Genomic DNA, 20691 nt, shown 5'->3' with positions numbered 1-20691 from the left:
GTTCGGCAATGCGACGCCCTCTCTCACCACGTCGAGTGAAAGCCGTCACACCAAGGTGCCGGATTGGGTTGTGGGAAACCTGGGTAAACCTGGGGACGCGGCTGGGGAGAACCGCCCTCGGGCTGTGGGCGGTGTGTGCAGAACTTTCCGTTCTCCACAGACGCCCCTGGTTGTCCACCGGTGCCACCCACAGGGCCCGTGGATAAAATCTCGCCTCTGAGCTGGGCAAACGCGGTTATCCACGGTATCCACAGCCCCTACTACTACTCCCGACTAGAGAGAGCTCGGCATTCGTTTCGAAGCGGGGGCTGTGCACAACTCGCCGTCTCGTGCCCGGCTGCCTCTTGGAGCGACTTGACCCCGACAGGCACCTACTGTCAGTGCGGTGCGTCAGACTGGTCCCCGGTGTCCTTCCCTTCGCAGTGGGCGGTGACACCGAGTCGGAGGACTCAGTAGCAACAGCAGGAGGCGGCTTACGGTGAAGATCCGGGTGGAACGCGACGTACTCGCGGAGGCAGTGGCGTGGGCGGCACGCAGCCTCCCGGCCCGTCCGCCGGCGCCTGTCCTCGCCGGCCTCCTTCTCAAGGCCGAGGACGGCCAGCTGAGCCTGTCGAGCTTCGACTACGAGGTCTCCGCACGGGTGTCCGTGGAAGCCGAGGTCGAGGAGGAGGGCACCGTTCTCGTCTCCGGCCGGCTGCTCGCGGACATCTCGCGCGCCCTCCCCAACCGCCCGGTGGAGATTTCCACAGACGGTGTACGGGCGACCGTGGTCTGCGGGTCCTCCCGGTTCACCCTGCACACCCTGCCTGTGGAGGAGTACCCGGCGCTGCCGCAGATGCCGAATGCCACAGGCACCGTCTCCGGCGAGGTCTTCGCGGCCGCCGTCTCCCAGGTGGCCATCGCCGCCGGCCGTGACGACACGCTGCCCGTCCTCACCGGTGTGCGCATCGAGATCGAGGGCGACACGGTCACGCTGGCCTCCACCGACCGCTACCGCTTCGCGGTCCGCGAGTTCCTGTGGAAGCCGGAGAACCCTGACGCCTCCGCGGTCGCCCTGGTCCCGGCCAAGACGCTGCTGGACACCGCCAAGTCGCTCGGCGCGGGGGACAGCGTCACCCTGGCGCTGTCCGGCTCGGGCGCCGGCGAGGGCCTGATCGGTTTCGAGGGCGCCGGGCGCCGTACGACCACGCGGCTGCTCGAGGGCGACCTGCCGAAGTACCGCACGCTGTTCCCGACCGAGTTCAACTCCGTCGCCGTGATCGAGACCGCGCCCTTCGTGGAGGCCGTCAAGCGTGTGGCGCTGGTGGCCGAGCGGAACACCCCGGTGCGGCTGAGCTTCGAGCAGGGTGTGCTCATCCTCGAGGCCGGGTCCAGCGACGACGCACAGGCTGTGGAAAGGGTCGACGCCCAGCTGGACGGCGACGACATCTCCATCGCCTTCAACCCGACGTTCCTGCTGGACGGCCTGAGCGCGATCGACTCCCCGGTGGCCCAGCTGTCGTTCACGACGTCCACCAAGCCGGCGCTGCTCAGCGGCAAGCCCGCTGTGGACGCCGAGGCCGACGACGCCTACAAGTACCTGATCATGCCGGTGCGGCTGAGCGGCTGACCGTTTTCCACAGCTGTGCACAGTGCCGGGCGTCCGCTGTGGATGCCCGGCGCAGATGTCGGCCGGTGTCGGTTTCCGCAGGTGAGCGCGTATGCCCACAGCTGTGCACGAAGGGTCGCGATTAGGCTCGGCACGGCACGAAGGTGCCTCACACGCCACACAGCGACCCTAAGGAACACAACTGATGGAGCTCGGTCTCGTCGGTCTCGGCAAGATGGGCGGCAACATGCGCGAGCGGATCCGCCGCGCGGGCCACACCGTCATCGGATACGACCGCAACGCGGATCTCGCGGATGTCCACAGCCTGGAAGAGCTTGTGGGCAAACTCAGCGGCCCGCGCGTGGTCTGGGTGATGGTCCCGGCCGGCGAGCCCACCCAGTCGACCATCGACCGGCTCGCCGAGCTGCTGGAGCCCGGTGACGTGGTGGTGGACGGCGGCAACTCCCGCTGGACGGACGACGAGAAGCACGCCGAGGAGCTGGCGGCCAAGGGCATAGGCTTCGTCGACTGCGGCGTCTCCGGCGGCGTCTGGGGCCTGGAGAACGGCTACGCGCTGATGTACGGCGGTGACGCCGAGAACGTCGCCAAGGTGCAGCCGATCTTCGACGCGCTGAAGCCGGAGGGCGACTTCGGTTCGGTGCACGCCGGCAAGGTCGGCGCGGGCCACTTCGCGAAGATGGTCCACAACGGCATCGAGTACGCCATGATGCAGGCCTACGCCGAGGGCTGGGAGCTGCTGGAGAAGGTCGACTCCGTGGAGAACGTCCGCGAGGTGTTCCGCTCCTGGCAGGAGGGCACCGTCATCCGCTCCTGGCTGCTCGACCTCGCGGTCAACGCGCTGGACGACGACGAGCACCTGGAGGGCCTGCGCGGTTATGCACAGGACTCCGGTGAGGGACGCTGGACTGTGGAGGCCGCGATCGACAACGCGGTGCCGCTGCCGGCGATCACCGCGTCGCTGTTCGCGCGGTTCTCCTCCCGCCAGGAGGACTCGCCGCAGATGAAGATGATCGCCGCGCTGCGCAACCAGTTCGGCGGCCACGCCGTGGCGAAGAAGCCGTAGGGAAAAAAGTAATCCACAGGGTCGCGGCGCGATCCACAACCCGAGGAAGGCCGGCGAGACGACCATGCACGTCACGCATCTTTCGCTGGCCGACTTCCGCTCGTACGCCCGGGCCGAGGTCCCGCTCGACCCGGGCGTCACCGCGTTCGTCGGCCCCAACGGGCAGGGCAAGACAAACCTGGTCGAAGCGGTCGGATACCTCGCCACGCTCGGCAGCCACCGGGTCGCCTCGGACGCCCCGCTCGTCCGCATGGGCGCCGAGCGCGCCGTCATCCGGGCGCAGGTCCGGCAGGGCGACCGGCAGCAGCTGGTCGAGCTGGAGCTGAACCCGGGCAAGGCCAACCGCGCCCGGATCAACCGGTCCTCCCAGGTCAGGCCCAGGGACGTGCTGGGGATCGTACGGACCGTGCTGTTCGCGCCCGAGGACCTCGCGCTGGTCAAGGGCGATCCGGGTGAACGGCGGCGGTTCCTCGACGAGTTGATCACCGCCCGGTCGCCGCGCATGGCCGGGGTGCGCTCCGACTACGAGCGCGTCCTCAAGCAGCGCAACACCCTGCTCAAGACCGCCGCCCTGGCGCGCCGGCACGGCGGGCGGTCCATGGACCTGTCCACGCTCGACGTGTGGGACCAGCATCTCGCGCGCGCGGGCGCCGAGTTGCTCGCCCAGCGGCTGGACCTGATCGCCGCGCTGCAGCCGCTGGCCGACAAGGCGTACGAGCAACTGGCCCCCGGCGGCGGCCCGCTGGCGCTGGAGTACAAGCCGTCCGCGCCCGGAGAGGCCCACGCGCGCGAGGATCTGTACGCCCAGCTGATGGCGGCGCTGGCCCAGGCGCGCAAGCAGGAGATCGAGCGCGGGGTCACCCTGGTGGGCCCGCACCGCGACGACCTGGTGCTCAAACTCGGTCAGCTGCCCGCCAAGGGATACGCCTCCCATGGCGAGTCCTGGTCCTACGCGCTCGCCCTGCGCCTGGCCTCCTACGACCTGCTGCGGGCCGAGGGCAACGAGCCGGTGCTGGTCCTGGACGACGTGTTCGCCGAGCTGGACGCGCGGCGCCGGGACCGGCTGGCCGAGCTGGTCGCGCCTGGCGAGCAGGTGCTGGTCACCGCCGCCGTGGACGACGACGTACCGCGGATGCTGGCCGGGGCGCGGTACACCGTGTCCGGGGGGACGGTGGAGCGCGTATGAGCACCGGCGAACCCACTCCGAAGGGCGACGGGGCCACCCCCGGGAAGGCGCCGGACAAGAAGGTGCCGGAGCCCTCCGGCGTCGACCTCGCGCGCGTGGCGCTGCGCGCGGCGAAGGAGCAGGCACGCGCGCGTGGGGACGCGGCGCGACAGAAGAAGCAGGCCCGGCGTGGTGGCGGGCTGCGTTCCGGGGCGCGTGCGGACGGCCGCGACCCGATGGCGCTGGGCGCCGCGATCAACCGGCTGCTGACCGAGCGCGGCTGGGAGACGCCCGCGGCGGTGGGCGGCGTGATGGGCCGCTGGCCGCAGATCGTCGGCGAGGACCTGGCCAAGCACTGTGTCCCGCAGCGGTACGACGAGGACGAGCACGTACTGGTCGTGCAGTGCGACTCCACGGCCTGGGCGACCCAGCTGCGCCACCTCGCGCCCGCGCTGGTCGCCCGGCTCAACGAGGACCTGGGGCACGGCACGGTGCGGATGATCAAGGTGCTGAATCCGGGCGGTCCGGCCCGCCGCTACGGCCCACTGCGGGCTCCGGGAAGCTCCGGACCCGGCGATACGTACGGGTGACGTACATCACGTCGTAGCGGGTGGTCGTGCCGTCGGCGCGGCGCGATCCCACGCGTGCGGAGGGGCCCTGCGGCACGGCCGGAAAGCCATCTGACCCCCCAGTAGCCAAGGGTTGACGGCTCGAAGCGCTGAGTGCCGCTGTGAGCCCCTTGGAGCCCCCATCCGCATATCGGGACCCGATCGAGGCCGGTTCAGGGCGGCACATGGGGACTCAGGTACCGGCAAACCCCCATCGATGTCAGACCTACCGGTAGACTGGAAGACAATCCCGCCCCAACGTGGGGACCGCCCGGGAAAAGCTGAGCAACGCTGATCAAGGCTTACCACCGCTACATGCCGCAGCCGCTCCGGCAACCTGCCGACGAGCCCGGCTCGTGCTGTGCCAGAAAGGGCGCTTCGTGGCCGATTCCGGCAACCCCAACGAGAACATCCCGTCCACCGACGCCGGCGTGAACGCCGAGGCGGCCACCGAGGCCTCCGCCCCCAGCGAGGCCACCGCCTCGACGTCGTACGACGCCAGCGCCATCACCGTGCTCGAAGGGCTGGACGCGGTCCGCAAGCGGCCCGGCATGTACATCGGTTCCACGGGCGAGCGCGGACTGCACCACCTGGTGTACGAGGTCGTCGACAACTCGGTCGACGAGGCGCTGGCCGGGTACGCGGACACGATCGACGTCACGATCCTCGCCGACGGCGGCGTCCGGGTCGTCGACAACGGCCGTGGCATCCCGGTGGGCATCGTGCCCTCCGAGGGCAAGCCGGCCGTGGAGGTCGTGCTGACCGTGCTGCACGCGGGCGGCAAGTTCGGAGGCGGCGGTTACGCCGTCTCCGGCGGTCTGCACGGCGTGGGCGTGTCCGTCGTGAACGCGCTGTCCACGAAGGTCGCCGTCGAGGTCAGGACCGACGGACACCGGTGGACGCAGGACTACAAGATGGGCGTGCCGACCGCCCCGCTGGCCAAGCACGAGGCGACCGAGGAGACCGGCACGTCGGTCACCTTCTGGGCCGACCCGGAGATCTTCGAGACCACCGAGTACTCCTTCGAGACGCTGTCGCGGCGCTTCCAGGAGATGGCGTTCCTCAACAAGGGCCTGACGATCAGGCTCACGGACGAGCGCGAGTCGGCGAAGGCCACCAGCGGCGCCGACGAGGCGGGTGCGGACGAGAAGGCCGAGGTCAAGACCGTCACGTACTACTACGAGGGCGGCATCGTCGACTTCGTGAAGTACCTCAACTCCCGCAAGGGCGAGGTCGTGCACCCCACCGTCATCGACCTGGAGGCGGAGGACAAGGACAAGAGCCTGTCCCTCGAGGTCGCGATGCAGTGGAACAGCGGCTACAGCGAGGGCGTGTACTCGTTCGCGAACATCATCCACACCCACGAGGGCGGTACGCACGAAGAGGGCTTCCGCGCCGCGCTGACCTCGCTGATCAACAAGTACGCGCGCGACAAGAAGCTGCTGCGCGAGAAGGACGACAACCTCACCGGCGACGACATCCGCGAGGGTCTGACCGCGATCATCTCGGTCAAGCTGAGCGAGCCGCAGTTCGAGGGCCAGACGAAGACCAAGCTGGGCAACACGGAGGCCAAGACCTTCGTGCAGAAGGCGGTCTACGAACACCTCAACGACTGGCTGGACCGCAACCCGGTCGAGGCCGCGGACATCGTCCGCAAGGGCATCCAGGCGGCCACCGCGCGCGTGGCGGCCCGCAAGGCCCGTGACCTGACCCGGCGCAAGGGTCTGCTGGAGTCGGCGTCGCTGCCGGGCAAGCTGGCCGACTGCCAGTCCAACGACCCCACCAAGTGCGAGATCTTCATCGTCGAGGGCGACTCCGCCGGCGGCTCGGCCAAGTCCGGCCGGAACCCGCAGTACCAGGCCATCCTCCCGATCCGCGGCAAGATCCTCAACGTGGAGAAGGCCAGGATCGACAAGATCCTGCAGAACCAGGAGATCCAGGCGCTGATCTCCGCCTTCGGCACGGGTGTGCACGAGGACTTCGACATCGAGAAGCTCCGCTATCACAAGATCATCCTGATGGCGGACGCCGACGTCGATGGCCAGCACATCAGCACCCTGCTGCTGACCTTCCTGTTCCGCTTCATGCGGCCGCTGGTCGAGGCCGGGCACGTGTACCTGTCGCGTCCCCCGCTGTACAAGATCAAGTGGGGCCGGGACGACGTGGAGTACGCCTACTCGGACCGTGAGCGCGACGCACTGATCGAGATGGGCCGCCAGCGCGGCAAGCGCGTCCGCGAGGACTCGATCCAGCGCTTCAAGGGCCTCGGCGAGATGAACGCCGAGGAACTGCGCGTGACCACGATGGACCAGGAGCACCGGGTCCTCGGCCAGGTCACCCTGGACGACGCCGCCCAGGCCGACGACCTGTTCTCGGTCCTGATGGGCGAGGACGTCGAGGCCCGCCGCCAGTTCATCCAGCGCAACGCCAAGGACGTCCGCTTCCTCGACATCTGAGTCGGTCTCAGCTGACCGCACCAGGAAGGATCTTCACCAGCAATGGCCGACGAGAACACCCCAGAGACTCCTGAGACCGAGGGCGGCGAACTCGCCATGCGCGTCGAGCCCGTCGGGCTCGAGACGGAGATGCAGCGCTCGTACCTGGACTACGCGATGTCCGTCATCGTGTCCCGTGCGCTGCCCGACGTCCGGGACGGCCTCAAGCCCGTCCACCGGCGCGTGCTGTACGCGATGTACGACGGCGGCTACCGCCCCGACCGCGGCTTCTACAAGTGCGCCCGTGTCGTCGGCGACGTCATGGGCAACTACCATCCGCACGGCGACAGTTCGATCTACGACGCCCTGGTGCGGCTCGCCCAGCCGTGGTCGATGCGGATGCCGCTGGTGGACTCCAACGGCAACTTCGGCTCCCCGGGCAACGACCCGGCGGCCGCCATGCGGTACACCGAGTGCAAGATGGCGCCGCTGTCGATGGAGATGGTCCGCGACATCGACGAGGAGACCGTCGACTTCACGGACAACTACGACGGCCGCTCCCAGGAGCCGACCGTTCTGCCGGCCCGCTTCCCGAACCTGCTGATCAACGGCTCGGCCGGTATCGCGGTCGGCATGGCCACCAACATCCCGCCGCACAACCTGCGCGAGGTCGCGGCCGGCGCCCAGTGGTACCTGGAGAACCCGGACGTCAGCCACGAGGAGCTGCTGGACGCGCTCATGGAGCGCATCAAGGGCCCGGACTTCCCGACCGGCGCCCTGGTGGTGGGCCGCAAGGGCATCGAGGAGGCGTACCGCACCGGGCGCGGCTCCATCACGATGCGCGCGGTGGTCGAGGTCGAGGAGATCCAGGGCCGGCAGTGCCTGGTCGTGACCGAACTGCCGTACCAGGTCAACCCGGACAACCTGGCGCAGAAGATTGCCGACCTGGTCAAGGACGGCAAGATCGGCGGCATCGCCGACGTCCGCGACGAGACGTCGTCCCGCACGGGCCAGCGCCTGGTGATCGTGCTCAAGCGCGACGCGGTCGCCAAGGTCGTCCTGAACAACCTGTACAAGCACACCGACCTGCAGACCAACTTCGGCGCCAACATGCTGGCGCTGGTCGACGGCGTGCCGCGCACGCTGTCCCTGGACGCGTTCATCCGGCACTGGGTGGCGCACCAGATCGAGGTCATCGTCCGCCGTACCCGCTTCCGGCTGCGCAAGGCCGAGGAGCGCGCGCACATCCTGCGCGGTCTGCTGAAGGCCCTGGACGCCATCGACGAGGTCATCGCGCTGATCCGGCGCAGCGAGACCGTCGACGTCGCGCGCACCGGCCTGATGGACCTGCTGGAGATCGACGAGCTCCAGGCCAACGCGATCCTCGAGATGCAGCTGCGGCGCCTGGCGGCCCTGGAGCGGCAGAAGATCGTCCAGGAGCACGACGAACTCCAGGCGAAGATCAGCGAGTACAACGAGATCCTCGCCTCCCCGGTCCGCCAGCGCGGCATCGTCAGCGAGGAACTGGCCGCGATCGTCGAGAAGTACGGCGACGACCGCCAGACCAAGCTGATCCCGTACGAGGGCGACATGTCCATCGAGGACCTGATCGCCGAGGAGGACATCGTCGTCACGGTCACCCGCGGCGGCTATGTCAAGCGGACCAAGACGGACGACTACCGGGCGCAGAAGCGCGGCGGCAAGGGCGTGCGGGGCACGAAGCTGAAGGAAGACGACATCGTCGACCACTTCTTCGTCTCCACCACGCACCACTGGCTGCTGTTCTTCACCAACAAGGGCCGGGTGTACCGGGCGAAGGCGTACGAGCTGCCCGAGGCCGGCCGGGACGCGCGCGGCCAGCACGTGGCGAACCTGCTCGCCTTCCAGCCGGACGAGGCGATCGCGGAGATCCTCGCCATCCGTGACTACGAGGCGGCGCCGTACCTGGTCCTCGCGACCAAGTCCGGTCTGGTCAAGAAGACGCCTCTGAAGGATTACGATTCGCCCCGCTCCGGTGGCGTGATCGCGATCAATCTGCGCGAGCGCGAGGACGGCACGGACGACGAACTGATCGGCGCGGAGCTGGTCTCGGCGGACGACGATCTGCTGCTGATCAGCAAGAAGGCGCAGTCGATCCGGTTCACCGCCTCCGACGAGTCCCTGCGCCCGATGGGCCGCGCCACCTCCGGCGTGAAGGGCATGAGTTTCCGCGAAGGCGATGAACTTCTGTCGATGAATGTTGTTCGGCCGGGTACGTTCGTGTTCACTGCCACCGACGGCGGGTACGCGAAGCGGACCGCCGTCGACGAGTACCGCGTCCAGGGCCGCGGCGGCCTCGGCATCAAGGCCGCCAAGATCGTGGAGGACCGCGGTTCGCTCGTCGGAGCGCTGGTCGTCGAGGAGGCCGACGAGATCCTCGCGATCACGCTCTCCGGCGGCGTGATTCGTACGCGAGTCAGTGAGGTCAGGGAGACGGGCCGTGACACCATGGGCGTCCAACTGATCAACCTGGGCAAGCGCGATGCCGTGGTCGGCATCGCACGTAACGCCGAGGCGGGGCGCGAGGCGGAGGAGGTCGACGGCGAGGAGGCCGCCGACACCGCCGAGGGTGTCCAGGCCGGCGGCACGGACGAGGGTGAGGCGCCCTCGGCCGAGTAGCACGAGGAGTGAGTCATCGTGAGCGGAGCCACGGGCGCCGGATCGGCCGGTACCCCCACGGGTACGGAGACGGACGGCGGCGGCCGTGGCTCCGCCGCGCACAGGGCCGGTGCGGGGAGCGCGGCCGACCCGCACACGACCAACCTGAAGCCGGTGAAGGCGTCCGGGCAGGACTCCGCCGGCACGTCTGGATCCCAGGGGGGAACTGTGACGGACACCCGAGGACCGGCCGTGGCCGGGGAGGCGCAGTCGCCGTCTCCGCTCCCCCAGGAGCGGAGCCAGGAGCAGCCCGCCGGCCCCTACCACCCGCCGCAGGCCTATCCGGCCCAGCCGCCCGCCGACGCGGTACGACGGCCCCGTACGGGCGCGCGTACGGCACCGCGCACCCGTAAGGCGCGGCTGCGGGTGGCCAAGGCCGACCCGTGGTCGGTGATGAAGGTGAGCTTCCTGCTCTCCATCGCGCTCGGCATCTGCACGATCGTCGCGTCGGCGCTGCTGTGGATGGTCATGGACGCGATGGGCGTGTTCTCGACGGTGGGCGGCACGATCTCGGAGGCGACCGGCTCGAACGAGGGCAACGGCTTCGACCTCCAGGCGTTCCTGTCCCTCCCCCACGTCCTGATGTTCACGTCGGTCATCGCGGTCATCGACGTGGTGCTGGCCACGGCGCTCGCGACGCTCGGCGCGTTCATCTACAACCTGTCCGCGGGCTTCGTGGGCGGTATCGAACTGACCCTGGCGGAGGACGAGTGACCGGCGTCCAGCGCGCCGGTGACGGTCCCCCGACAACCGATTTTGGGACTGACGTGGTCGTGCGCTAATCTTCAGGAGTCAGCGCGCGGGACACACACCGCAGAGCGCGGCGGGGCTATAGCTCAGTTGGTTAGAGCGCATCCCTGATAAGGATGAGGCCACAGGTTCAAATCCTGTTAGCCCCACCAGCGAAAAGACCCCCGGTCCACCAGGACCGGGGGTCTTTTGACACCAGCCGGCTGTGTGCGGGCGATGGACGAGCGGAGTCGGCACGTGATCGGGGGCCTCATCGCGCTGGCTCTGATCGTGGCGCTGGCTGTCCGGTACGTTGTGGTGGCCGTCCGGCTCTGGGGGCATCCCGAGCGCGCTCCCGATGCCGCGCGATCGTTCAGCGTGAGAGGCGCGCCGGGATGGGTCCTCACACGTGGCGTCGTGGTCGTTGCGGCCAACTTCGTCTTCATGGCCATCATGGTGATCGCGCTGGCCGTGGGGCTCGCGGTCACGCGGACACAGAAACCGGCTGAGCCCTGGTTGGCGATGTCGGCGGCGGCGATCGGCGGGATGATCCTCTGCTGGATACTGATCATCCTGATCGGCATCTTCAACAGGCCGCGTTTTCTGGTGCTCCCCTACCTCAGGGACAAGCGGCGGCTCTGATGCCGGTGGCGGGCGGGACGGCCGCGTACGAAAAGGGCCCGATCGCTGGCGACGGGGGATGCACCAGCGATCGGGCTGTGGCCAAGGGTAACAAGCCCGGGGGGCTTGTGGGGCCCAGTCGGCCGTTAATAAGTCAGCTTGGCCGGTCAATGACCGCACGGCGGGTCGTAGGAGAGCCGGGGCAGGTACTCGTGCCACTTCTGCGGGGTCATCACGCCCCGGGTGACCGCGCAGATGTGCGCGATCGCCGCGTCGGCGTCCAGGCTCCACACGCGCACCGTGTCGGTGCCGCTGGAGACCCCGAGGACGCGGCTCGTGGGGCTGAAGGACAGGAACGTGCCGGACTTCGCGTTGGGGCTCATCGACTGCCCGATGGGGCTTGCCGAGGACGGGTGGGCGACGTTCCACAGCCGGACCGTGTTGTCGTTGCCGCCGCTGGCCAGAACGTGTCCGTCGGAGCTGAACGTGAGCGTCTTGACCGCCTCGGTGTGGCCGATGAGGGGTGAGCCGAGCGCGGTCGCGGAGGACGGGTGGGCGACGTTCCACAGCCGGACCGTGTCGTCGTCACTGCCGCTGGCCAGAACCTGCCCGTCGGGGCTGAAGGCGATCACGTTGACCGGACCGCTGTGCTCGGTGAGTTGGGCGATCCCGGTCGGATGCGCGGGGTCGGTGACGTCCCAGAGGCGGATCGTGCTGTCCGCGCTGCCGCTGGCCAGGGTGTGCCCGTCGGGGCTGAAGGCGATGGCGTTGAGGAAACCCCGGTGCCCGAAGAGCGGTTTTCCCAGCACGGTGGGGCGCCCGGGGTCGGCGATGTCCCACAGCTGAACGGTGCGGTCGTCGTAGGCGGTGGCCAGGGTGCGGCCGTCCGGGCTGAAGGCCAGCGTGTCGGGTCCCGCGAACCGGGTCCGCAGGCGGATGGGCGGACCGGCGGCGACCGGGTGGGACGGATCGCTCACGTTCCACAGGTGCACCGCCTGGTTGTTGGTGAGGATGGCGAGGATCCGGCCGTCGGGGGAGAACACCGGTGCCCGGTGGCCGCCGTCCGCCTGCATGAACGGCTCGCCCAGCTGCACGGGCCGGCCGGGCCGTGTCACGTTCCACAGCCGGATCCTGCCGTCCCGGGACGCCGTGGCCAGCACCCGGCCGTCCGGCCGGAACGCGCCGGTGCGGCCGATGATGTCCGAGGCCGGCAGCGACCACAGGCGTGCCTTGCCGTCACCGCTGCCGGTGGCCAGGGTCCGCCCGTCCGGGCTGAACTGCAGGGCGTACATCTCCCCGCTGCTGCCCGCCAGCGGCTCCCCGACCTGCGAGGGCGACGAGGGGTCGCGTACGTTCCACAGGCTCGCCGTGCTGTCGGCGCTGGCGGCCGCCAGCCGGCCGCCGTCCCGGCTGAAGGCCACCGACCAGATGGGGCCGGTGTGGCCGGCCAGCGGTGAGCCGAGCGCGGACGGGCGGGCGGGGTCGGTGACGTCCCACAGCCGGATCGTGTCGTCCGCGCTGCCGGACGCGAGGGTGTGCCCGTCCGGGCTGAACGCCACCGAGTGCACGAGGTCGGTGTGGCCCTTGAGCGCGGTGCCGTACCGCCGGGGGTGGTGCGGGTCGGTCACGTTCCACAGCAGGATCGTGTCGTCGTCACCGCCCGCGGCGACGGTACGGCCGTCGGGGCTGAACGCGACGCTGCGCACCGCGGCGGTGTGACCGCGCAGCACCCCGGACTCGTGCGGCCGGCGCGGGTCGGACACGTTCCACAGCCGTACCGTGCGGTCCTCCCCGGCGCTCGCCAGCGTCCGCCCGTCCGGGCTGAAGGCGACCAGGTAGATCGTGCCCTGGTGGCCGGTGAGCGGCCTGCCCAGGGCCATGGGGTGGGCGGGGTCGGTGACGTCCCACAGCCGGATCGTCCCGTCGTCGCCGGCGCTGGCGAGGGTGTGCCCGTCCGGGCTGAAGACGGCGCTGCTCACCCAGCTGGTGTGGCCGGTCAGCGGCTTTCCGAGCGGTTCGGGGCGGCGCGGGTCGGACACGTTCCACAGCCGCACGGTGCGGTCGTAGCTGGCTGTGGCGAGGGTTTTGCCGTCGGGGCTGAAGGAGGTCAGGTAGACGGCGCCGGTGTGGCCGGTGAGCGGGGTGGCCAGCGGCGCGTTCACGATCGAGATCAGCCTGCTGTACGTCCCCTCGTCGTCCGGACGCAGATGGTGGGCGACCAGGTCGAGCTGCGCGGCCAGGGACGGGTCCGTGTGCTCGACCCGGTCGGCCTCGGCGACCACCTGGGCGAACACGGCGTCGTCCCGCTGCTGCCAGGCGATCACCGCCGAACCGCCCGCGACCAGGGCTAGCACCACCAGCGCCGCCACCGCGGCCCGGCTGATCCACACCGTGCGCTTGCGCAGCCGTACCGCCGCGGCCAGGAACTCCACCGCGCTGCGGGTCAGATACGGGTCGCCGGCCGACCGCGCCCAGCTGCGGGCCTGCTCCAGCCGGGAGCCCCGGTACAGCAGCGCGCTGTCCCGGCCGGAGTCCTCCCAGGCCCGGCCGTCCTCCTCGAGCCGCTGGCGCAGCAGCTGTCCGCTCCGGTCGTCGTCGATCCAGTGCCGCAGCCGGGGCCAGGCATGCAGCAGCGCCTCGTGGGTGATCTCCACGGTGTCCGCGTCCAGCGTCACCAGCCGGGCCCGTACCAGGGCCTCCAGGGACTCCTCGGTCTTGCCCGGGTCCGCGGACTCCTCCGCCAGCTGGCGCCGGGTGCCCCGCCGGCGTGTGGCCTGTGTGTCCTCGCCCAGCCGGACCAGTCGCAGCAGGAGCAGCCGGGCCGCGGTGCGGGCCGCGGGGTCCAGCCTCGACCAGGCGCGTTCGGCGGTCGCCGCGACGGCCCCCTGGATCCCGCCGGCCGCGCGATAGCCGGCCAGGGTCAGCCGCCCGCCCTTGCGGCGCTGCCAGGTCGCCAGCAGGGCGTGCGAGAGCAGCGGGAGGACGCCGGCGTCGTGGGCTCCGCGTGGTCCGTCGGCGCTCACCTCGCGGACGATCAGTTCGGCGAGTCCCGGCTCCAGCTCCAGACCGACCGCCTTGGCCGGGCCGGTCACCGCCTCGCGGAGTTCGGCTGCGGTCAGCGGTCCGAGCACCATGTGCCGGTGCTGCAGCGCGTCGGCCAGTTCCGGATAGCCGAGGCACTGCTCGTAGAAGTCGGCGCGGATGCCGAGGACGACGAGCACCGGTGCGGGCTCGTCCGAGTCGGCGGTCGGGGTGCAGGCGGCGTGCAGCAGCTGGATGAACGCGCGCCGGCCGGCCTCGTCGGCGCAGAGGGTGAAGGTCTCCTCGAACTGGTCCACCACGACGACCGGCCGGATCTCGCCGGGCGCCTCCCGCCGCGCCCACGCCGACACGGCCTCGCGCGCCGCGCGGGCGATCTTGGGGGAGTCGGAGCCGGGGACGGCCGGATCCTCCGTGGCCTCCCGTTCGGCCTGGCGCGCGTCGGCGGCGACCGTGGCGAGCTCGGGGATACGGCGGACCAGCTCGGCGAGGGGGTCCGCGCCGGGGACGAGGTGCAGGACGCAGCCGGCGGCGGCTTCGGTGGAGGCCGGGGACGCCGTGGCGCTCGGGTTCGAGGTACCGCGTCCGCCGCGCAGCGCGCCGCCGCGGAGGGCGGGGACCAGGCCGGCGTTCAGCAGGGACGACTTTCCGGCGCCCGAGGCGCCCACCAGCATCACCAGGCCGCCGGTCCGCTCGGCGGCGCGCAGCTGGGCGACGAGCGCGCTCGTGCTCCGCTCCCGGCCGAAGAACCATCGGGCGTCCTCCTGCCGGTAGGGCGCGAGTCCCCGGTAGGGGCAGACGCCTCCGGCGGGCGGGGCCTGGGCCGGAGGCCGCCGGTTCTCCTCGGCGGGCGGCGCGGGACGGTCTCCGGCCGGGTCGGCCAGCGCCCGCTCCCAGAGCCGCTGCCAGTGGGCGAGGTCGTACAGGCCCGGGGACACCGGCGCGGGCCGCAGCCGGCGTGCCTCCGGAATCAGGATGTGCAGCACCGCCGCGAGCGCGGTGAATTGCGCCGGTACGTTCTTGGCGCGGCGCCAGTCGCTGATCCGCTGGGCGGAGACCCGCACGGGCCGCCCCCGCTCGTCGATCCGCTGCAGCCGTACGACCGCCTCGGCGACGCTCTTGAGGGGAGGGTTTCCGGCCTCCTTGTACAGCAGCGCGAGGCGCTCGGCGAAGGCTGTGCGTGCCCCTGAGTCGGAACTCAAGGTCCCACCCCTTTACTTGCCGCCGCATCTGGACGTCCGGACCGGAAAACCCACCTTATATGCCTGACCTGCGGTTAAGCACTGAGATGAAGGTCGTCCCCTCCTCCTCGCGGACCTCGAATGGCAGGATCCGGACCCGGTAGCGGACCGCTCACACATCGTCCGGACAGGCCACGGCCCTGCGCCTGAAGAGGCAGCCCCGAGGCGTCGAACCATCTCGGCCAAGTTCGCCGGAGACACCCCCGCACCGCCCGGTACCGGTCCCCACGAGGGGAGGGACCGGCACCGGGCGGGCAGGGGCCATGCCCGACCTGAAGCCTGGGGCGCTGGAGGCCGGGCGGGTGACGTTTCACGTGAAACACCCATGTGCAGTACCCATGGGAAGCACGCGGTCGCCTTCCACCGGCGCTCCCCTGCCCTCCCGGTCCGGTTCGGCGGGTGGTTCCCTGGGCAGTGACGTCCAGGAAGCCACCGCCGAGAGGCCCGCGAGGCTGGAGGACACCATGAAGGTCTCCGTCGACCGCTCCCTGTGCTACGGCTCCGCCGAGTGCGCGCACCGGGTGCCGGGCGTGTTCGCGTTCGAGGACGGCTACGGCGTCGTACGGCCCGGGCGGGAGGAGTCCGCCGACGATCCGGAGGTCCGGGAGGCAGCCGAGAAGTGCCCCTCGCAGGCCATCGTGCTCACGGAGTAGGGCGGCGGGAGAAGCCCGGTACGGCGTGGCTCACGCGGTGGACGCCGCGTCGGCCGGAGCGGTCGGGTAGGTCCATCCGATGCCGGCCAGGGCGCGGGCCCGGGTCTCGGCGACCGCCATGCGGGCCGTCCGTTCGACGGGGTCGACGTGGGACGCCTGGCCGGTGACCTGGCCCTCCCACTTGCGGTAGAGCAGGCCGGTCTCCGCCGAGAACCAGCCGCGGCTGACCGCGTCCAGCGCCAGCAGCAGCCCGGTGTCCTCGGACGCCGGCAACGCCATCCAGCCGCCGAGCGCCATGAGCAGCTCGTGCCGGACGCACAGGGTGGCGGGGTGGACGGGGGCCCGGAAGTCGTTCCGCTTCCAGTGGTCGAGCACGGCACCGCGTTCGAGCGGGCCGTCGTCAGGGTTGCCGGGAAAACCGGCCGTCGAGCCGTCCGGCAACAGGTCGAGGGCCCGGGACGTGGTCCAGCCCACGGTCGGGTCCGCCTCCAGTACGGCCACGTCGCGGGCCAGCGCGCCCGGTGTGAGCCGGTCGTCGGCGTCCAGGACCTTCACGTACGAGCCCCTGGCGCGGGCCAGCGCGATGGTGCGGGCGACCCCGGGACCGCCCGGCCGGCCCTGGCCGAAGCTCACGCGCGCGTCGTCCGGGACGTATGGGTGGACTTCGTCCGTCGTACCGTCCTGCTGGATCAGCCACTCCCAGTCCCAGCCACCGGGAAGCCGCTGCTCGCACAGGGACGCGTAGGCGTCCGGCAGGAAACGCGCGGACGGGCCGTGGACAGCGGTGACAACGGTGACGCGCCGGGTCACGGCAGCACTCACCCCTTTCCGGAGAGCGTCGGACGCGCGGGACGCGCCGTGGGTGTGCCGGCCGCGGTTGCGTCGGCCTCGGCCAGTCCATTGTCCGGGGGGCCGGAACAGCGCGAGACCCCCGGCCGAACCCGGCCGGGGGTCTTTCCGTGTCGACTGTTGCGTACGCAAGTCGCCGTGTGGTCGAGACGTTGCGGTACTGCGTGGGGTGGGAGGTCAGCAGTCGAGCCTGGCCGTCGAGGACTCTTCGGTGATCAGGTCCTCCGCCTCGGTCTCGGCGACCGGACGGTGCCGGCAGCTGGGGGACTTACCGTGGGCCTCGGCCCGGATGCGCTGCTTCATCGTGGGGGGCAGAGCCGTGGTGCGGGACCAGGACCACTGTCGTTGGGCCGGAATCGCCGGGATGGTCTTCAACGCGGTGCCGGTGCGGGGGCCCTCGGTGCTGGGGGCGGCCGCCGCGGTCGTGGCGGTCGTGGCGGTGACGATTCCGAGCGCGGTGCACAGTGCGAAGAAGGCGGTGACGATGGCGGTCCACAGCTTCATGACCTTGTTCTTGGTCATGGCCCCTCACTTTCGGGTTGGGCGATTTGCGTACTTTGCTCATGATGTGTATGTGCGCCGCGAAGTGGTGGACCGACGCTCGTGGCGCGTCGATGTTCCGATGAACACCACCCGGATGGCGGCAAGAGGCATGGAAAGCCCCCAAAACCTGCTCAGCTGAGCGAAGAGGGAGCAAAGTAACCGTCCGTGGAGGCGTGATCACCCTCCGGTCGGAACCGCGTCGGACCTGGCCTATTGCGCTGCCGGAGGCCGGAGTTGGGCCCCGACGCAGGTCACCGATCGATATCGGCCGGTGTGTATAGTCGGGCGCCAGAGGTCCCCTACGTCAAGGAAAGACGAGGTCGCGCGGTGAAGAAGCTGCTCCTGGTCGCACTGGCCGCCATCGGCGGGCTCCTCGTGTACCGCCAGATCCAGGCGGATCGCGCCGAGCAGGACCTGTGGACGGAGGCGACTGACTCCGTGGCCACGGGTTCGTGAGTGCCGATTCCAGAATCTGACGCAGGCCCCGACCGCCCCTCGCGGTCGGGGCTTCGTGTTGCGCGGGCCCACCGGGCGTTGCAGGGCGATTCGGACGGCCGCAGGCATTGCCCGGATGGCGCGCGGATGCACGCGGCAGGATGGAGCGCGGTCCGGTACGGCGGTGGCGCGGTGAACACGCCGGCCGTGGAGCGGCAACTGGGGGAGGGCGGCACGTGGGGGAACGAGGACAGGGCAGGGCCTGGCGGTGGCGCCCCGGCCGCCGGACGGCCTCCGGCGCCATGCGGGGGGCTCTGCTGACGGGGCTGTGCGCGCTGCTCGTCCTGCCGACCGGTACGGCGTCCGCGCGCGCGATGGCGGCCGCCGCCGAGGCCGGCTCACCGGAGCCGTACGCCTTCGCGCCCGGCGCCGCTGCCGTGGCGGGGGCGCCGAGCACCGCCACGGCACCCCGGCTGGAGGCGGGCCGCACCTACCGCAGCTCCCTTGCAGGCAAAGGCGAGCTGTACTACCGCCTCGAACTCCCGGCCACCGGCACGGCCTACGTCCCCGTCACCGCCGTACCCCCCGCCCACGCCACCGTCTCCGCCACCGACGGCATCGCCGTGTCGGTCCAGGACGCCCACGGCACCCGCTGCTCCTACGCCAACGCCCGCTTCGGCGCCGGGCTCAGCCCCCGCCCGCTCACCGCGCTCGGCCGGCGGGAGCCCGGCAATGCGCTGTGTCAGGGCGCCGGAACGTACTACGTGGTCGTCCAGCGCCTCGACGCCCAGGGATCCGCCGCCCCGGCACAGCGCTGGGACCTGGAGATCGCGCCCGCCACGGAACCGCGTACGGCACGGGCCGGAGCCACTTCCGCGCCGCAGGCCTGGGACTCCGCCACGCCCGAGCCGCTCGACGGCGAGCCCCACGACCGCCCCGGCGGCACCGGATTCGCCTCCGCGAGCACCCTGGGCCAAGGGGTCTGGCGCACGTCCCTCGTGCCCGGCGAGACCCGGTTCTACAAGGTGCCGGTCGACTGGGGACGGCAACTGCACGCCTCCGCCGAACTGGGCGATGCCGCAGGTCACGGCTATGTCGGTGGCGCCCTCAACCTCTCCCTCTACAACCCCGTCCGCGGCTTTGTCGAGGACGCCGCCCTCGGCTACACCGGCACACAGAAGCCTGCCGTACTCGCCCCGGTGCCGCCGGTGGAGTACGCCAACCGCTACGCCGCACCCATCGGCGTCACCTCCGTCCGCTTCGCCGGCGACTACTACCTCGTCCTGCACCTCAGCGAGCGGTTGACCGGCACGTTCGGGCGCGGCCCGTTCGCGGTGACGCTGCGGGTCCGGGTGACCGGGCGGGCGCACGCGGGACCGGAGTACGCGGGGCGCCCCGTGCCGGACGACGTGTTCACTCCCACGCGGGCGGACCGGGAGGCGGCCCTCACCGGCAGCACGGGAGGCGGTTCGGCGATGCGGCTGACCGCGATCGGCGGGATAGGCCTCGGAACCGTGCTGCTGCTGGTGCTCGCCGGCTGGACGGTGCTGGCACGGCGCGCTCAGACGCGGGTCAACGCCCAGAAACCCACGGCATAGCAGGCCAGCGCCAGCAACAGCATCGGGATCGCGACCCCGGCCGGCGGCCCGGGCCGCCGGCTCCGGGTGGCCCGGCGGTGCGCCCCGCGGCCTTGCGCGGGCACGTCCTGGGCTGTGTAGGCAGCGGTGGAGGCATCGACAGGAGGGTCCGTCACCGGATGGGCGGGCGGTACGACGCTCCAGGGAGCGCGGAGTGTGGAGGGGGTGTGGGGCTGGGGCGGCGGCAGGCGGAAACTGCCGGTGTCGGAGAGGGAACCGGTACCCGCGTCCACACCGGAATCCGGTTCCGCGCTGACATCCGTACCGGCGTCGCCGCCTGAAGACGGTCCCGTACCGGCGCTGGCACTCGAAGACGGTCCCGAAGCCGCGCCCGTACCCGTGCCCGGAGGCGGCCCCGTACCCGTCGTATCCGCCCTCGCCACCACTCCCGAAGCCGACCCCGTATCCGCGCCCTCCGTCAGGTCCGACGCCACCCCGGGCGCCCTCTTGAGCGGGCCGTCCGGCCCGAATCCGGGTGGCAGCGGGCCGAGTTGGTCGAAGATCTCGATCAGCTCGTCGTCCGGCTCGGGCTCCGGCAGGAGTTCCGCGGCGGAGGCCAGCGCCTTGCGCGCACCCGTGGCGGTGCGGAAACGCGCGGCCGGATCGGGCTGCAGCAAGGTGGAGACGACCTGCCACAGCGGTTCCGGAACTCCCTTGGGCGGCCCGGGAGTCCCGTTGTCCAGGAAGTACTGCACGAGCGCCTTGGCGTCAGGCTTGGCGCCCTCCAGCAGATACAGCGCGACCAGCCCCACGGCGAACAGGTCGGCGGGGAAGTCGGGCTCGGCGCCGAGCAGTTGCTCGGGAGCCAGATAACCGGGCGTCCCCACCACGAGGTTGGTCTCCGTCAGGCGGGGTTCGCCGAGCCGCATGGCGATGCCGAAGTCGGACAGCCGCAGCCGGGGCCGTCCGGTCCCGGTCGCCTCGAGGAGGACGTTGGCGGGTTTGATGTCCCGGTGGACGACCCCCTCGGCGTGGACGGCCGCGAGCCCGGAGAGGAGCTGGTCCAGCAGGGTGCACACGAACGCCGGCGGCAGCGGGCCGTAGTCGCCGACCAGGTGGACCAGGGAGCCGCCGGCCACCAGGTCCATGGTGAAGAGCACCTTGTCGTCGTCGGCGGCCCAGCTCGCCGGGGCCAGGACATGGGGATGGTCGATCCGCAGGGCCTGCTCGCGCACGAACCGCAGCAGCGAGTGCGCGTCGCGCTGCTGGAGCACCTTGGCGGCCACATAGCGCCGCCGGCGATGGTCCCAGGCACGCCATACGGCGCCCACGCCCCCGCGCCCGATCGGATCGGCCAGTTCGTACCGGCCGGCGAACACCTCACCCATGGCAGCCCATCGCTCCTCCCCCGGAACCCGCGCCGGTCC

At 71.0% G+C, this 20691-nt stretch carries 15 protein-coding genes and 1 tRNA gene; 12 read left to right on the top strand and 4 right to left on the bottom strand.

The genetic code is table 11. The annotated features are described in order from the left end of the window. Positions 1-478 precede the first annotated feature (478 nt). The 9 genes from dnaN to ACGFZN_RS09815 all read left to right on the top strand — a co-directional run bounded on the left by dnaN (position 479) and on the right by ACGFZN_RS09815 (position 10948). Positions 479-1609: a DNA polymerase III subunit beta gene (gene dnaN / locus ACGFZN_RS09855; RefSeq protein WP_393857951.1), complete on the top strand. Its 1131-nt coding sequence runs from the start codon at positions 479-481 to the stop codon at positions 1607-1609. Positions 1610-1793: 184 nt separating this feature from the next. After that, entirely contained in the window at positions 1794-2672 is an 879-nt protein-coding gene (gene gnd, locus ACGFZN_RS09850) for a phosphogluconate dehydrogenase (NAD(+)-dependent, decarboxylating) (RefSeq protein ID WP_393857950.1), read from the top strand. Positions 2673-2736: 64 nt separating this feature from the next. Further along, positions 2737-3858, top strand: coding sequence for a DNA replication/repair protein RecF (recF, locus tag ACGFZN_RS09845; RefSeq protein ID WP_393857949.1), 1122 nt, complete (start codon positions 2737-2739; stop codon positions 3856-3858). Continuing rightward, positions 3855-4427 (top strand): DUF721 domain-containing protein, encoded by a 573-nt coding sequence (locus ACGFZN_RS09840; RefSeq protein WP_393857948.1) that lies wholly within the window; start codon positions 3855-3857, stop codon positions 4425-4427. Before recF ends, ACGFZN_RS09840 begins: the two co-directional genes overlap by 4 nt. A gap of 374 nt (positions 4428-4801) precedes the next feature. Beyond that, entirely contained in the window at positions 4802-6901 is a 2100-nt protein-coding gene (gyrB, locus tag ACGFZN_RS09835; RefSeq protein ID WP_393857947.1) for a DNA topoisomerase (ATP-hydrolyzing) subunit B, read from the top strand. A gap of 42 nt (positions 6902-6943) precedes the next feature. Then, positions 6944-9538, top strand: coding sequence for a DNA gyrase subunit A (gene gyrA / locus ACGFZN_RS09830; RefSeq protein WP_393857946.1), 2595 nt, complete (start codon positions 6944-6946; stop codon positions 9536-9538). Between the two features lie 18 nt (positions 9539-9556). Then, the gene (locus tag ACGFZN_RS09825) at positions 9557-10291 is read left to right on the top strand and encodes a DUF3566 domain-containing protein (RefSeq protein ID WP_393857945.1); all 735 of its coding nucleotides are present in this window, start codon (positions 9557-9559) and stop codon (positions 10289-10291) included. Positions 10292-10402: 111 nt separating this feature from the next. After that, positions 10403-10479 (top strand) — tRNA-Ile (locus tag ACGFZN_RS09820). 85 nt (positions 10480-10564) lie between these two features. After that, the gene (locus ACGFZN_RS09815) at positions 10565-10948 is read left to right on the top strand and encodes a hypothetical protein (RefSeq protein ID WP_393857944.1); all 384 of its coding nucleotides are present in this window, start codon (positions 10565-10567) and stop codon (positions 10946-10948) included. Between the two features lie 146 nt (positions 10949-11094). On the opposite strand, the gene ACGFZN_RS09810 is transcribed toward ACGFZN_RS09815, so the two are convergent. Further along, a complete protein-coding gene (locus ACGFZN_RS09810) occupies positions 11095-15168 on the bottom strand; it encodes an AAA family ATPase (protein WP_393857943.1) in 4074 nt (1357 codons plus the stop codon). Positions 15169-15671: 503 nt separating this feature from the next. Here ACGFZN_RS09810 and ACGFZN_RS09805 point away from each other — a divergent pair. Continuing rightward, the gene (locus ACGFZN_RS09805; RefSeq protein ID WP_360153204.1) at positions 15672-15860 is read left to right on the top strand and encodes a ferredoxin; all 189 of its coding nucleotides are present in this window, start codon (positions 15672-15674) and stop codon (positions 15858-15860) included. A 30-nt stretch (positions 15861-15890) separates the two neighbouring features. On the opposite strand, the gene ACGFZN_RS09800 is transcribed toward ACGFZN_RS09805, so the two are convergent. Then, complete coding sequence (locus ACGFZN_RS09800) at positions 15891-16670, bottom strand: glycosyltransferase family 2 protein (protein WP_393857942.1); 780 nt, start codon at positions 16668-16670, stop codon at positions 15891-15893. A gap of 216 nt (positions 16671-16886) precedes the next feature. Then, positions 16887-17231, bottom strand: a complete 345-nt coding sequence (locus ACGFZN_RS09795; protein WP_393857941.1) for a DUF6344 domain-containing protein — start codon at positions 17229-17231, stop codon at positions 16887-16889. A gap of 348 nt (positions 17232-17579) precedes the next feature. Here ACGFZN_RS09795 and ACGFZN_RS09790 point away from each other — a divergent pair, with 348 nt between their 5' ends. Beyond that, positions 17580-17708, top strand: coding sequence for a DLW-39 family protein (locus ACGFZN_RS09790; protein WP_240106797.1), 129 nt, complete (start codon positions 17580-17582; stop codon positions 17706-17708). Between the two features lie 281 nt (positions 17709-17989). Next, positions 17990-19285: a hypothetical protein gene (locus ACGFZN_RS09785; RefSeq protein ID WP_393858115.1), complete on the top strand. Its 1296-nt coding sequence runs from the start codon at positions 17990-17992 to the stop codon at positions 19283-19285. Here ACGFZN_RS09785 and ACGFZN_RS09780 read toward each other — a convergent pair. Continuing rightward, the gene (locus ACGFZN_RS09780) at positions 19249-20652 is read right to left on the bottom strand and encodes a protein kinase (RefSeq protein WP_393857940.1); all 1404 of its coding nucleotides are present in this window, start codon (positions 20650-20652) and stop codon (positions 19249-19251) included. The genes ACGFZN_RS09785 and ACGFZN_RS09780 overlap by 37 nt on opposite strands. Positions 20653-20691 lie beyond the last annotated feature (39 nt).

It is taken from the genome of Streptomyces sp. NPDC048192 (assembly GCF_043202415.1).
In the GTDB taxonomy this organism is placed as follows: Bacteria; Actinomycetota; Actinomycetes; order Streptomycetales; family Streptomycetaceae; genus Streptomyces.
The sequence above is the reverse complement of the archived record's forward strand: the minus strand, read 5'-3'. Positions and strand labels throughout refer to the sequence as shown.

What these genes read in the sequence shown, in the direction of transcription:
- gnd (WP_393857950.1), top strand. Translation starts at nt 1,794, where the DNA reads ATGGAGCTCGGTCTCGTCGGTCTCGGCAAGATGGGCGGCAACATGCGC.
- recF (WP_393857949.1), top strand. Translation starts at nt 2,737, where the DNA reads ATGCACGTCACGCATCTTTCGCTGGCCGACTTCCGCTCGTACGCCCGG.
- ACGFZN_RS09840 (WP_393857948.1), top strand. Translation starts at nt 3,855, where the DNA reads ATGAGCACCGGCGAACCCACTCCGAAGGGCGACGGGGCCACCCCCGGG.
- gyrA (WP_393857946.1), top strand. Translation starts at nt 6,944, where the DNA reads ATGGCCGACGAGAACACCCCAGAGACTCCTGAGACCGAGGGCGGCGAA.
- ACGFZN_RS09805 (WP_360153204.1), top strand. Translation starts at nt 15,672, where the DNA reads ATGAAGGTCTCCGTCGACCGCTCCCTGTGCTACGGCTCCGCCGAGTGC.
- ACGFZN_RS09795 (WP_393857941.1), bottom strand. Translation starts at nt 17,231, where the DNA reads ATGACCAAGAACAAGGTCATGAAGCTGTGGACCGCCATCGTCACCGCC.
- ACGFZN_RS09785 (WP_393858115.1), top strand. Translation starts at nt 17,990, where the DNA reads ATGCGGGGGGCTCTGCTGACGGGGCTGTGCGCGCTGCTCGTCCTGCCG.
- ACGFZN_RS09780 (WP_393857940.1), bottom strand. Translation starts at nt 20,652, where the DNA reads ATGGGTGAGGTGTTCGCCGGCCGGTACGAACTGGCCGATCCGATCGGG.